The organism is Streptomyces sp. NPDC024632 (assembly GCF_055559175.1).
On the sequence record NZ_JBVHLD010000002.1, the window covers coordinates 94,202 to 107,520 of the forward strand.

A 13,319-nucleotide genomic window follows, 5' to 3' on the forward strand; every position below is an offset into this window, starting at 1 on the left:
GGGGAGCGAGGGGTCAGTGCCGGGGCGCGGCGGCGGCGTCGGCGTGGTCGAGGCTGTCCCACAGATTGTCGTACCAGGGGCGGTGTGCGGCGGCCTCGTTCGTCGTCCGGTGGTCGGCGGCGGCGTCCCCGGTCGGGGCCGGCGCCGCCACGTTGTAGCCGGTCTCGCCGGGCAGGACGAAGTGCAGGTGCTCGCGGGCCTGCGTCCGTACGTACTGCGGGTCCTGCCAGCGCGCCTTCTCCTCGCGGAGCTCCTCGACCCGCTGGCGGGCCTTCTGGGCCTCGCGGCGCTGGTCGGCGATGTCGGAGCGCTGGGCGATGTACTGCCGTGTCGGGTAGGCGAGCGCCACGACCAGGGCGCACAGCACCAGGGCGAGCAGCGCCGCGCGGCCGGTGAGCTTGTTGCGCCGCGGCGGGCGCCGCTTGGCCGCCGCCCGGTACACCCGGGCCTGCGCCTCCTGGCCGATGGCCTTCAGCCGGGCCGAGGTGGAGAACCGATCCGCCCCCACGTCGTGTCTCCCCTCGCCGTCCTCGCACGCCGTCGCGTCCACACGCTGCCGTACGGGCGCGCACGCCAGTACGTCCCCGCCCACGGTACGGGACCGGGTGCGGGGACGTACGGAGGCCGGGGCCCGGAAACGGACGGCTCAGTGCTTGAAGCGGGGGAACGCCGAGCGACCCGCGTACACGGCGGCGTCGTCCAGGATCTCCTCGATCCGCAGGAGCTGGTTGTACTTGGCGACGCGCTCGGAGCGGGCCGGGGCGCCGGTCTTGATCTGGCCGCAGTTGGTGGCGACGGCCAGGTCGGCGATGGTGACGTCCTCGGTCTCGCCGGAGCGGTGCGACATCATGCACTTGTAGCCGTTGCGCTGGGCCAGCTCGACGGCGTCCAGCGTCTCGGTGAGCGAGCCGATCTGGTTGACCTTCACCAGCAGCGCGTTCGCCGTGTCGTTGTCGATGCCCTTCTGCAGGCGCTCGGGGTTGGTGACGAACAGGTCGTCGCCGACGATCTGCACCTTGCTGCCGAGCTTCTCGGTGAGGACCTTCCAGCCCGCCCAGTCGTCCTCGAACAGCGGGTCCTCGATGGAGACCAGCGGGTAGGAGGCGACCAGGTCCTCGTAGTACTCGGTCATCTCGGCGGCCGAGCGCTCCTTGCCCTCGAACTGGTACTTGCCGTCCTTGTAGAACTCGGAGGCGGCGACGTCCAGCGCGAGCGCGATGTCCTGGCCGGGCGCGTACCCGGCCTGCTTGATGGCCTCGATGATCAGGTCGAGCGCCTCGCGGTTCGAGCCGAGATTCGGCGCGAAACCGCCCTCGTCGCCGAGGCCGGTGGACAGGCCCTTGGTCTTCAGCACGCCCTTGAGCGTGTGGTAGACCTCGGCGCCCCAGCGCAGCGCCTCGGAGAAGGACTCCGCGCCGACGGGGGCGATCATGAACTCCTGGATGTCGACGTTGGAGTCCGCGTGCGAGCCGCCGTTGAGGATGTTCATCATCGGCACGGGCAGCACATGCGCGTTCGGGCCGCCCAGGTAGCGGAAGAGCGGCAGGTCGGACGCCTCGGAGGCGGCGTGCGCCACGGCGAGCGAGACGCCGAGGATCGCGTTGGCGCCGAGCGAGGACTTGTCGGGCGTGGCGTCCAGGTCGAACATCGCCTGGTCGATCAGCCGCTGCTCGGTGGCGTCGTAGCCGACCAGCTCCGGGCCGATCTGCTCGATGACGGCGAGGACGGCCTTTTCGACGCCCTTGCCCTGGTAGCGGTTCTTGTCGCCGTCGCGGAGTTCGAGGGCCTCGAATGCGCCGGTGGAGGCGCCGGACGGGACCGCCGCGCGGCCGGTGCTGCCGTCGTCGAGGCCGACCTCGACCTCGACGGTGGGGTTGCCTCGCGAGTCGAGGATTTCCCGGGCTACGACGACGTCGATGGACGGCACGAGTGTCTCCTTCAGTCCTTCTGAGATGTCTCTGTCTTTTTCGACCTGAGCCTAACCGTCTTCGGTGTCGCGCCCGGTACCGAGCCCGGACCCTGAGACGGAAAAAGGCCCCGGCCGGGCACGCTCGGGGGAGAGTACGTGCCCGGCCGGGGATCACATCCCGTGGTCTCAGCCCAGGTGCAGGTGCTGGCCCGGGTAGATCAGGTTGGCGTCCTGCACGATGTCCTTGTTCAGGTCGAACAGGTGCTGCCAGCCGCCGGAGACGTGGTGCGCGGTGGCGATCTTGGAGAGCGAGTCGCCGGAGACGACGGTGTACTCGCCGTTGCCCTTGCCGTGGCTCTTGTGGTGGGTGACCGGCGCGGAGGTCTCGGCCGGGGCCGGGGTGCTCTGCTGCTGCGACGGCTGCGAGGAGCTGTCGGAGGAGCCGGTGTTCGAGGAGTCCGAGCTGCTGGAGCCGGAGGAGCTGGAAGAGCTGGAAGACGACGACGAGGAGGAGGACGGCGACGAGGTGTCGACGTTCGCCGCGGAGCCGCCCGAGGTCAGGTTGCCGGCGCCGGCGCAGGCCCAGGCACCCGGGCCCTGCATGGCGAGCAGCTTCTCGGCGGTGGCGATCTGCTGGTCCTTGGTGGCCAGGTCGGCGCGCGCGGCGTACTGGGTGCCGCCCGCGGCCTCCCAGCTCGACTGCGAGAACTGGAGGCCACCGTAGTAGCCGTTGCCGGTGTTGATGGACCAGTTGCCGCCGGACTCGCACTGGGCGACGGCGTCCCACGTGGAGACGGAGGCGGCGGAGGCGGAGGTGGCTCCGAGGAGCGGTACGGCGATCGCGGTGCCGGTGACACCGGCGAGCGCGGCGATGCGGACGAGCTTGGACGTACGGCGGTGCTTAGCCATGGTTCGTGTCCTCACCGACGCCTGCGAGGTGAGCTGTCGGGTTCGGGCGTGAGTTGCCCGGCCGGATCCGCGACCGCGGATTCCGTGCTTAACCCCGAGCCGGTGCGTTCCGCAGGCTGCGTGCCGTACGAACGTGACCGGCGAAAGACCTTGGGTCCCCCGCTCCTGCCTACGGCGCTTTCGCGTCGACTGTTCCCGTCGGTCGGCGGCAGGACTCGGCGTTCCTGACCGGCGGGGCCCGCTGTGGCGAGCGATGACGACGCTAAGCACAGGCGCCGGAAAGGACAAACATCCGCGTTCCGCCCCCGCACCGCTCCCGCCCCCAGGGCGGGTTCAGAGAATCGCAGGTCACAGGGGCCGGTTTCAGCGCTCTGCGAGCGGGCGGTCACAGGGGCGGGCGAGAGGCTTGTCACACGGGCCGCGGAGGACGTCGTACGGTTCGTCCGGTTTGCCCCCGCGGCCGTGACGGACGGTCAGGAAGACGCGGAGCCCTCAGCCGAGGTCAAGTGTCAGGATCTGACCCGGTTTGATGAGGTTCGGGTCCTGGCCGATCACCTGCCGGTTGGCGTCGTAGAGACCGCTCCAGCCGCCCTGGACGTGGTGGCTGGAGGCGATACCGGCGAGCGAGTCGCCGTACGCGACGGTGTAGTCGTGGCCGCCGTCGGCGCTGTGTCCGGTGTCGCTGGCGCCGGTGGCTCCGGTGCTGCCGTCGTCCGAGCCCTTGCCGGTGTCCGTACCGCTGTCCGCGCCCGCGTCCGCGTCCGTGACGGCGGTCAGCTCCGTACGGGTCGCCTGGTCGGCCGCGGCCAGCTCGGCGTCGGTGGGCACGTACGGCTTCGCGTGGCGGCCCGTGCCGGGCGTCGCGGGCGCGTCGGCGGTGGGCGAGCCCGGAGTGGTCCGCGAGCCGTCACCGGGCGACGTGGGGGTGACGGGGGCGGTGGGCGCCGTGGGCGTCACCGGGGTGACCGTCGAGCCGTCGGCGGGCCCGGTGGGCGTGTCCGTCCCCGGCGCGGTCGGGATGATCGTCGGCAGCGACGGGTCGGTGTTCGAGCCCCCGGTGCCGCCGGAGCCGCCGGTCGTGGCGTCGCCGGAGGGCGGGGTCGAGGCGGACGGCGCCGGGGTGGTGGGGGTGGCCGCGGGCGTGCCGCCCGCCACGGGCGGCGTCACGGCGTCCAGCAGCCCCGTACCGTCCTCGCAGCCGGGCCAGGCGTTCGGCCCGAGGTCGGCGAGCATCCGCTCGGCGACGGCGATCTGTTCCGTCCTGGACGCGAGGTCGGGGCGTGGCGCGTACGCCTGGCCGCCGTAGGCGTTCCAGGTGTCCTGGGTGATCGCCAGGCCGCCGTAGAAGCCGTTGCTCGGGTCGGCGCTCCACAGGCCGCCGGTCTCGCATATCGCGACTTTGTCCCACGTGCTGGAGTCCGCGGCGTGCGCGGCCCCCGCGCCGAGGAGCGGGAGTGCGATCCCCGCGCCGGTCGCCGCGACGGTCACCATGGCCGCCGGGGCCTGTCGCGGTCGGCGGTGCCGGCCGTTCCCGGACGAGAGCATGCGGTCGCCTTTCTCGTAAGCCTTACGCGCCGGAGCGCGGTGCGTGACGTGACGGCGGCGGGGAGCGGGCCGGGGCCCGCCGACGTTGCTGGTGCTGTTGCTGCTGTTTCCGCTTCCGCTTCCGTGACGTCCGCCGCGTCTGGCGCGAGCCGTCCGCGAGAGGTGGCCGTCCGTACGCACCGTGCCCGTACGAGCGACCGCGCTTCTCGCGTTGACCGCAGAACGTAGCGGTGTTGGCCAACGGATCACAAGTCGGTGTAGCGATCATCACGTCGCGATCACGACCGTGACGCGCCGTCACTTCTGTTGCGCGGCCTCGGCGGTGAACGACACCGGCAGCGTACGCAGTCCGCGCATGATCAGTCCGCCGCGCCAGCGCAATTCGGCCGGATCCGCCGCGAGCCGCAGGTCGGGGAGGCGGGTGAGGAGGGACGCGAGCGCCGTCCTGGCTTCCAGCCGGGCCAGCGGCGCGCCCAGGCAGTAGTGGATGCCGTGGCCGTAACCGAGGTGGGGATTGTCACGCCGGGCCAGATCGACGGTATCGGGCGCGTTGAAGCGCGCGGGGTCGCGATCGGCCGCCGCGAGTACCACCAGTACGGGGTCGCCCGCCGCGATCGACTGACCGCCGAGGCTCAGGTCGCCGGTCGCGTAGCGCCAGGTGGCCAGCTCCACCGGGCCGTCGTAGCGCAGCAGTTCCTCCACGGCGGTCTCCAGCAGGCCGGTCTCGCCCGCGGCCAGCGACTCCTGGAGGCGGGCGCGCTGCTCCGGGTGGCGGAGCAAGGTGTGCACCCCGTTGCCGATGAGGTTCACAGTCGTCTCAAAACCGGCGAAGAGCAGGATGAAGGCCATGGCGGCGGCCTCGTTCTCCGTCAGGTGCTCGCCGTGGTCGCTCGCCCGGATCAGACCGGAGATCAGGTCCTCGCCCGGGTCTTCTCTCTTACGGTGGATCAGCTCGACCAGATACGCGCGCATCCGCTTCACCGACCGCGCCACTCCGCCGCGCGGGCCGCCGCCGTGCCGGATCATCATCCCCGCCCAGTCCCGGAAGTCGTCCTGGTCCTGCGGCGGCACGCCCAGCAGGTCGCAGATCGCGTAGATCGGCAGCGGGAAGGCGAAGTCGTGGATGAGGTCCGCCTCGCCGCTCGCCGCGAAGCCGTCGATGAAACGGTCCGTCAGCTCCTGCACCCGCGGCCCGAACTCCGCGACCCTGCGCGGGGTGAACGCCTTCGACACCAGGCGGCGCAGCCGCGTGTGGTCCGGCGGATCGATGTTCAGCAGATGCGTCATCAGATCCGCGCTGCGCTCCCCCGGAATCCCGGTCTTCCCCTTCGCCCCCGCCGACTCCGCGTGATGCACCGGATTCTTGCTCAGCCGCCCCTCCGCCAGCGCCTCCCGCGCGTCCGCGTACCGCGTCACCAGCCACGCCTCCACCCCGCTGGGCAACGTCGTCCGCCGCACCGGCGCGTGCTCCCGCAGCCAGGCGTAGGCGGGGTAGGGGTCGGTGGCGAATTCCCACGTGAAGAGGGTGGGTCCGCCGTCGGCCGGGTCGGTGGGGGCGGGGGTGGGGCCGGTGGGCGAGTCGGTGGTGGGGTCGGTCATGCGCCGACGCTATCCGGCCCGGCCGCGTTCCCGGCTCACCGGGACCTGGCCGTTGCGGGGGCGGGGGCCTGGCCGTTACGGGGGCGGGGGCGTCAGAGGCTCTCTGAGGTTGTGGACGCCAGGGCGACGCGGCTCAGGCGGTCGGACTGGCGGGTGGTTTCGGGGAGGCGGTAGGCGGGGGCGAGGGTCAGGGTGTGGGCGCAGGCGGTGGCGAGGTCGATGCCGTGGCCGGTGGAGACGTAGACGGGCTTGACGCCGGTCCGGGTGCGCAGGGCGCGGCCGACGGTTTCGCCGCCGTCGAGGAGGTCGGCGTACGCGCCGCGCTCCGGGGCGAGGGCGTCGGGGTCGTAGCGGCCGACGAACGGGGTCTTGGCGACTCCGGCGGTCGGCAGCCCGGTGAGCACACCCAGGTGGCAGGCGAGGCCGAAGCGGCGCGGGTGGGACAGGCCGTGGCCGTCGCAGAGCAGCAGGTCGGGGGTGGCCCGCAGGGTGCGCAACGCCTCGACGAGGACGGGCAGTTCGCGGAAGGCGAAGAGTCCGGGCACATACGGGAAGGTCGTGGTCGCGGTGGCCGTGGCGCGCTCGACCACGTCGAGCGTCGCGGTGTCGATGACCGCCACGGCCGCCGCGACGAGGTCCCCGGTGCCGCGTCCGTCGCCGGCGTAGGCGACGTCGAGCCCGGCGACCAGGCGGGGCGCGGCCGGTCCGGGGCCGCGGTGGTCGGCCAGCGGGCGCAGCCGGTCCTGGAGCGCCAGCGCCTCCGCCTCGTCGGCCGGCCACGCGTGCGGCACGTCGACGCGCATCGGGGCTAGCCCGCCTCGGTCGTACGGGGTGGCTCGGCGGTCCGGGTCCGCTCCGCCGTACGGATCGCGTCGCGGTAGCGGCGGGCCGCGTGGCGCAGGGCGGCTTCCGGGTCGAGGCCCGCGGCCTGGGCGGCGGCGGCCTCGGCGAGGAGGTGGTCACCGAGGGCGGTCTCGTCGGTGGCGGGGGCGCCGGGGGCGGGGGCGCCGGGGGCGGGGGTGCCGTCGGCCGGGGTGTCGTCGGCCGGGAGCGGGAGGTCGGCCTCCCGGGCGCGGCCCGCGAGCTTGGCGGCCAGGGCGAGGGCGGGCGAGGCGAGGGGCACGCCGTCGGTGACCGAGTCGCGGGACTTCTCGACGCCCTTGAGGCGGATCCAGTTCGCCCGCACCTGCTCGGGGGTCTCGGCGACCTCGTCGCCGAAGATGTGCGGGTGCCGGTGGACGAGCTTGTCCACCAGTCCCCCGGCCACGTCGTCGATGCCGAACGGCTCCTCGGGGTCGCCCTCCGCGATGGCCGCGTGGAAGACGACCTGGAGCAGGACGTCGCCCAGCTCCTCGCGCACCGCCGCGCGGTCCCCCTCCTCGATCGCCTCGACCAGCTCGTACATCTCCTCGATGCCGTACTTCGCCAGGTCCTCGTGCGTCCGCAGGCTGCTCCACGGGCACTCGGCCCTGATCCGGTCCATCACCTGGACGAGGTCGAGCAGCCGGGCGCCGGGCAGGTCGTACGAGCCGGGCAGCAGCTCCAGGTCGGGCATGGCGACCCGTCCCGAGCCGCCGAGCCTGGCCAGTTCGTCGGTGACGGCCGGGTCGCCCGCGCCGCCGCCGGGCGGCAGATAGACGACCGTACGGCCGCCCGCCGTCGCGTCCACCAGCTCGCGCCCGCCGGGCGTCGCCAGCTCGACCCGTACCCCCGCCTCGCGCAGATACGGGAGCTGCGGATGCTCGGGGTCGGCGCACACCACGAGGTCGGCCTCGCGCAGCGTCTGCCAGGCGGGCCAGGAGAGCTGTCCCGGCGCGACCCGGTGGCTGGTCGTGAGCAGCACCAGCCGCCCGGGCGCGTTCGCGTCGTCTACGTCGTTCACCCCTCGAACGTACCCCGGACCACCGACATGCCCTGCGGGCGGCCGCTGCACGGACCGCGCGGCCGGGTCCGCTTACGCGCTCGGGTCCGCCGGGGTCGCCGTCTTGGTCACGACCCACGGCTCGTTGGTGGCGCCGACGATGGCCTTCTTGGCGTCCCAGGTGCCGTAGCGCGGGTTGACGTCCACGCCGAGCGACTTCGCGGTCTTGGAGATGACGGCGATGGCCGCCGCGTTCCCGGTGTCGCTGCCGGGCTGGAAGCCGAGGCTCTGGATCAGCTTGCCGACGGCGATGTTGGTCCGCAGGAAGGTGTCGATGCCGGACGGCACGATGTCGTACTGCTGGAGCAGCGCCGCCTCGAACTGGCTCTCGTCGCCGCCGAACTGCTGCAACGCCTGCGCGTGCGACTGCTGCACCTCGGCGGTGCTGACCGAGAGCCCGGCGTCGGACACGGCCTTGTCGATCACCTTGTTCTGCACCAGCATGCTCAGCGTCTGCTGCGGCAGCTTGCCGCTCTGCCCGATGAGCTGCGCCGCCTGCGGCGACTTGCTCTGCGCGTCGCGCACCTGGTCGACCTCGTGCTGGAGCGTGGCGATCGAGATCTTCTGGTCCCCGACCACCGCCGCGGCCCCCGGGTGCGCGGGTCCCGAACCGCACGCGGTGAGGGCGGGCGATGCCGCCAGCAGCGCGGCTGCGGCGATCGAGACGGCGGTGCGGCGGCGGACCATGGTGCCTCCCGGCATGGGAACGACCTAGCGGTACTGAAGCGATGATCGAGTACGAGGATATGGACCGGGGCCCGCCGATTTCCAGCACTCGGCGCAAACGGCTCTCCTCGCGGGGGAGAGTACGCCTCGCGGCCGGGCCGCCGCGCACCCGGTGGGCCCTGCCGCCTTTGTCCCCGCCACCCTCACCGCCCCGCCGTCAGACGACGGCGACCGGGCCGTCCCAGGCGTCGCGGTCCACGGTCAGCGTGACGCCGCCGTAGGTCTCCTTGGAGTTGACCAGGAACTGGTGTCCGCGCCGGTGCCCGGTCCACAGATTCGCGGCGAACGGGAAGCCGGAGGTGGTGCTGTTGACGCCGTCGTACTTGGCGTACCAGAAGGCGTCCGGCATGTCGTCCATGGTCGCCTTGGCCGCCGCCACGGCAGCGGCGCTGGACGAGCTGAAGCCGTAGAAGCCCGCCAGGTAACCGCCGGTGTGCAGCGCCCGGTTCCACGCCTGGACGTAGGTGAGGACGGCGTTGTTGCACGAGGTGTCGGAGACGGCGTACGGCTCCATGTCGAGGTAGAGCGCGCTGGCCGGGCGCATACCGAGGGCCGCGGCCTTCGTCACCGCGTCGGCGCCGTCGCGCGCGCCGAGCGTGGCCGCGTTGGCCGCCGTGAGCCGTTCGGGGCTGTTGCCGGTCTGGCAGGGCGGCTGCGCGCCGACGTAGATCGGGATGAGCTTCCAGCCCGCCGCGCTGACGGTCGTCACCCACGAGGACGTCAACTGGGGTTGTGCGCAGCCGCGGTTGGCGCCGCCGATGTAGACCGCGGCGGCGCCGTAGGGCGAACCGCTCTTCCAGGACGCCATCTTGCTCGCGCTGGGCGCGGTGCAGGTGTCGAAGGCGAGGCCGGTGAAGGTGCGGACGAAGCCGCTGAACGGCGCGGCCGGACGGCGGGTCTGGCGGGGTACGGACGGCAGGGAGCCGGGGACCGAGGCGACCGGGTTGCCGGGCTTGGCCGTCTGGGCGGCGGCCGGGGCGTGCGACGCGGAGGGGCTGCCGCTCGGGGTGCCGGCCGGGGAGCCCTTCGGGGCCGTGTTCTTGGCGCCGTTCGGTGCGTTGAGGGTGCTCGTCGCGCCCTGCGGGGCGTTCGCGTCGGCGGACCGGTTGGCGGCCTGGCCGGCCGCCGCCGACCCGCCCGTTCCGCCGCCGGACGTGGCGCCCACGGCGAGTGCGCCGCCGCCCCCGACGACGATCACTGCGGCGACTGTCGCGATGACGCGGTACCGCATCGGCTTGGGCAGGCGACGGCTGTTCGACACGGGGTCCTCTGGGGGCTCGGGCGGCGCGATCCACCAGAGGCGATCGGAGTGATCGCGGTGCGCGCGGCCAGCAAAGTATGGCGGGGCCGCGCGCCGTTGACAATCACACCGCGGCCCCCCGGCGTCACCCTCCGCACTGCGCGAGCATCGTGTCCTTGTCCGCGCTGGTCACCGGCAGTTGGTACTTGATCGAGACCTGTGCGACCCGGACCGCGTACGAGCACCGGATCTGCTTGTTCGGCGGCAGCCAGGACGCCGGTCCCGAGTCGCTCTTCGAGCCGTTGGACGGGCCGTCGACCGGGATGAGGTTGAGCGGGTCGTTGGCGATCGACTCCCGCTTGTCCTTGCTCCAGTGCGCCGCGCCCATCTGCCAGTCGTACGACAGCGGCATCACGTGGTCGATCTGGACGGTGGTGGCCTTGGTCTTGGTCCACTTGATGACCCGGCCGGTGTACGGGTCGTTGAGCGTCATCGTCGCGATCACGCACTTGGACGTGCCCTTGTAGTGGACGTCGTCGCCGTCCCGCTTCAGCAGGTCGTTACGCGTGTCGCAGCCGTTGTGCGCGAAGGGGACGGAGGGCGCGGAGTCCATCCACGCGGCGCCGAACTGCGCCCGCGAGTAACCCGTCTTGGGGCCGCGGCCCTTGGTCTTCACCTTGGCGATCAGGTCGCGCGCCTTCTTCTTGTCGGCGTCCGAGGTGATCGCGGCCAGACCGGCCTTCGTCCCGTCCGGGTTGTCCAGCGGGCTCACCGCCCGCCCGTTGCCGGCCGCGGGGCCCGCCGCTCCCGACGGGTTCGCGCTGCCCGTCGGGTCGGCGCCGAGCGTCGTGTCCTTGCACCCCGCTACGCCGATCACCGCGAGCAGGGTCGCGGCGCAGGCGAGGCGCCGGGATATCCGTCTGTCCATGTACGCACCTCGGAGGTCGTCGTCCGGGGACGCAACGGCACCGCCCCCCTGCCCCTACACAATCACGCCTGCCCCGGCGTGCCCCACTTACGTCGTCCTCATCTCCCCATCTCCCCAGGCCGCCCGCCGAATTGACCGGCCGCCAGGGCCAGCCAGCGCCGCCCCGCCTCCCGTGACCTCTCGCGGATCGCGCCGTCCGCCGCCCCTGACGTCAGGTCGGCGATGTCCCGCCGCTGCGTCTCGTCCTCCCCGGTCAGCAGATCGGCGCCGCAGCGCCGCCCGAGCCGGAACGCCATGTCGCGCAGGACCGACGAGCACCCGAGGACCGGCTCCGCGCCCATGGCCGTGTGCAGCGCCACCGCCGCCTGATACGCGAACGCCCGCGCCCCCGACGCCCCGTCGCCCTCGACCAGTTCCCGCATCCCCTCGATGCGCCCGCGCCCCTCCGTCAGCGTCCCGGGCGTCCACAGCGCCTCCAACTCCTTTGCGTACGCCTCCAGATCCGCCGTACGCCCGTCCCCGGCCACCACCCAGAACAAGATCGCCGCCGCCCGCTCGGCACAGGCCGCCCCGAACACCGCCGCCTGCTCCCGCGTCGCGCTCCGCGCGAACTCCCCCGTCACCGCCTCCGCCCCCCGACCTTCACTCGATAGATTCCCGCCGTGGGCACGGGACTTCACCCCAGATCGCGCGGCGGGTCGTACTCCTCGTCATGGCCGACGTAGAGACGCGTCGGAGGAATGGAGACCATACACACGTCTCCCGCTCGCAGCTCCGATGCCGCCGGGACGACCACTTCACTGGCGACCGTCTCCGTCAGCCCTGTTCGACCCATGTGTACCGCTCCCACACCGTCTGTCGGTCACTGGCCTCCAGGAGGACCTCGGGGCCCGTCGTGGGAGGTAGGAGACAGCCCTTCGGCCAGGTGATCTCCTCCCCTGCGACAGTGATCACCGTGTCTGCGGAGTCGTCGGACGTCTGAAGGTTGTAGAACGTCCGGTCCCGGAACAACGTGACCGTGGAGAACTCCGGCTCCACGGTCACGATGACGCAGTCGTCCTCACCGTCGTCCAACGTCAGACCCATCGACGTGCCCGGCGGAACCGCGCCGACCACCGTTGCGAGGTCCGACAGAGGGACCTTCGAGTTCCGGTAGGACGGGTCCCACGTCTCCACGGTCACGACGCCACGTGTCATTGCGCCGCGAAGCCTCGGAGTACAGCGGCAAGTTGCTCGCTGTACGCGTCGCAGGATTCCTCAAGTCGCTGGCGTACGGCGGACGTCAGGAGATCCGCACCGGCCGGGGCGGCGAGAACGGCGTCGTGACACTCGGCCTCGACGGCGAGGTTCCGGGTGCCGAAATACCCCAGCCCGTAAACACGCAGGGACTCGTCGACATCAGCGAGCCAGCGCTCGCGGGTCTCTTGACCGGCGACCTCGGTGAGCGAGCCGGCCATGTAGTCGTCAAGGTAGACGGCCATCGCGCGGGCGATGTCGATGATCCGCTCGGTGTCGGCCTCGCTCATCTCACCGAGAGCGTCCGCGAGCATCAACCAGCCGTTGAGAGCTTCCAGTTGGAAGCTCTCCGCGAACTCCGGCTCGATCTCCGACTCGAACAGCGGGGCGGCGGTCAACGCGGCGACCGCCCGGGCGAACTCCGCACCGCTCCCGCCGTCCGCCACGTCCGCCCCGGCCCGGAGCAGTTCCCCGAGCGCCGCCGGGTCCACTCCCCACTCCTCGGGCATCGCCATACCGACCAACGGCCCCCGCAGTCGCCGCAGGGCGAAATACGCCGCCTGGCAGCGCTGCCCCCGCCCCATGGCCGCGACCTGCGCCGACAGCCCTTCGTGACTCAACCCGTCCGACCGACTCACCGTTCCGCCCACCTACCCGGTCCTCCCGGCACCGACGAAGAATTCCGTCCTTGAGCGCCCGTCACACGATCACCATCTGACATCGAACCCTGGGTACCGAGCCGCCCAGTCCTTGGCAACCCGCTTGACGGTCGCCGCATCCACCGCGCTCACGGGTTCACCTCCACTGTCACGTTCACACCTCGCGGTTGATGCAACCTGTGAAATCCCCCAGGACCGCAAGCAGGCAACGGAGTCGCGCTAGTGCTCTGACCGCTCCAACGAGATGGAACTGGCCTGTCTGCACCCTCGGTGGGCGGGACCCGCTGGTCGCTGCGCGAACTCGTCGCCTGACTGCGGTAATTCCACGGTCGGATGATAATCATCGCCCGACCCACGCACAGCATGTCCCACCTAGTGGGACAATTGAGATTAAATCAATCGCCAGGAAACCAAGACGGAACAAGGGAAATTAGCTCTTGGTCCGTGACGCCACCTTCGGTCCAGCTCAGCAATTCAAGCTTCATTTTTACTGACCAGTCATACTCTTTACCGAGAGCGGATGCCGCGTTAATTTTCCTTCCGCCATTTTCCCCGAATGCTCGCAGAAAGTCGGCGATGTCAATAATCGACGCCCCTCCCCGCTGCATGCGGACTGCCTCTGCGACCCAGTCATCGGTGGACACCCT

14 protein-coding genes and 1 riboswitch are annotated in these 13,319 nt (G+C 71.7%); all 14 genes read right to left on the reverse strand.

All coding sequences use genetic code 11. The features are described from left to right. Positions 1-13 precede the first annotated feature (13 nt). The gene (locus tag ACZ37P_RS03815) at positions 14-508 is read right to left on the reverse strand and encodes an FtsB family cell division protein (protein WP_355346914.1); all 495 of its coding nucleotides are present in this window, start codon (positions 506-508) and stop codon (positions 14-16) included. A gap of 138 nt (positions 509-646) precedes the next feature. Further along, complete coding sequence (eno, locus tag ACZ37P_RS03820; protein ID WP_355346911.1) at positions 647-1,927, reverse strand: phosphopyruvate hydratase; 1,281 nt, start codon at positions 1,925-1,927, stop codon at positions 647-649. Positions 1,928-2,095: 168 nt separating this feature from the next. Next, the gene (locus ACZ37P_RS03825) at positions 2,096-2,818 is read right to left on the reverse strand and encodes a transglycosylase family protein (RefSeq protein ID WP_401716118.1); all 723 of its coding nucleotides are present in this window, start codon (positions 2,816-2,818) and stop codon (positions 2,096-2,098) included. A gap of 3 nt (positions 2,819-2,821) precedes the next feature. Then, positions 2,822-3,005: riboswitch (cyclic di-AMP (ydaO/yuaA leader) on the reverse strand. A gap of 305 nt (positions 3,006-3,310) precedes the next feature. Continuing rightward, on the reverse strand, positions 3,311-4,363 hold the full coding sequence (locus tag ACZ37P_RS03830; RefSeq protein WP_355346905.1) for a transglycosylase family protein: 1,053 nt from the start codon (positions 4,361-4,363) through the stop codon (positions 3,311-3,313). Positions 4,364-4,660: 297 nt separating this feature from the next. Then, the gene (locus ACZ37P_RS03835) at positions 4,661-5,962 is read right to left on the reverse strand and encodes a cytochrome P450 family protein (protein WP_402710792.1); all 1,302 of its coding nucleotides are present in this window, start codon (positions 5,960-5,962) and stop codon (positions 4,661-4,663) included. 92 nt (positions 5,963-6,054) lie between these two features. Then, on the reverse strand, positions 6,055-6,765 hold the full coding sequence (locus ACZ37P_RS03840) for an endonuclease V (protein WP_467344722.1): 711 nt from the start codon (positions 6,763-6,765) through the stop codon (positions 6,055-6,057). 5 nt (positions 6,766-6,770) lie between these two features. Further along, on the reverse strand, positions 6,771-7,844 hold the full coding sequence (locus ACZ37P_RS03845; RefSeq protein ID WP_467344723.1) for a nucleoside triphosphate pyrophosphohydrolase: 1,074 nt from the start codon (positions 7,842-7,844) through the stop codon (positions 6,771-6,773). A gap of 72 nt (positions 7,845-7,916) precedes the next feature. Continuing rightward, positions 7,917-8,585, reverse strand: a complete 669-nt coding sequence (locus ACZ37P_RS03850; RefSeq protein ID WP_355346893.1) for a SurA N-terminal domain-containing protein — start codon at positions 8,583-8,585, stop codon at positions 7,917-7,919. A 181-nt stretch (positions 8,586-8,766) separates the two neighbouring features. Continuing rightward, the gene (locus ACZ37P_RS03855; protein ID WP_401310687.1) at positions 8,767-9,528 is read right to left on the reverse strand and encodes a glycoside hydrolase domain-containing protein; all 762 of its coding nucleotides are present in this window, start codon (positions 9,526-9,528) and stop codon (positions 8,767-8,769) included. A 466-nt stretch (positions 9,529-9,994) separates the two neighbouring features. Beyond that, positions 9,995-10,777: an HNH endonuclease family protein gene (locus ACZ37P_RS03860; RefSeq protein ID WP_355346890.1), complete on the reverse strand. Its 783-nt coding sequence runs from the start codon at positions 10,775-10,777 to the stop codon at positions 9,995-9,997. Positions 10,778-10,875: 98 nt separating this feature from the next. Next, entirely contained in the window at positions 10,876-11,400 is a 525-nt protein-coding gene (locus ACZ37P_RS03865) for a hypothetical protein (protein ID WP_467344724.1), read from the reverse strand. A 193-nt stretch (positions 11,401-11,593) separates the two neighbouring features. Next, entirely contained in the window at positions 11,594-11,959 is a 366-nt protein-coding gene (locus ACZ37P_RS03870; RefSeq protein WP_391162296.1) for a hypothetical protein, read from the reverse strand. A gap of 11 nt (positions 11,960-11,970) precedes the next feature. After that, positions 11,971-12,651, reverse strand: a complete 681-nt coding sequence (locus tag ACZ37P_RS03875; RefSeq protein WP_467344725.1) for a hypothetical protein — start codon at positions 12,649-12,651, stop codon at positions 11,971-11,973. A 416-nt stretch (positions 12,652-13,067) separates the two neighbouring features. After that, on the reverse strand, positions 13,068-13,316 hold the full coding sequence (locus tag ACZ37P_RS03880; protein WP_467344726.1) for a hypothetical protein: 249 nt from the start codon (positions 13,314-13,316) through the stop codon (positions 13,068-13,070). Positions 13,317-13,319 lie beyond the last annotated feature (3 nt).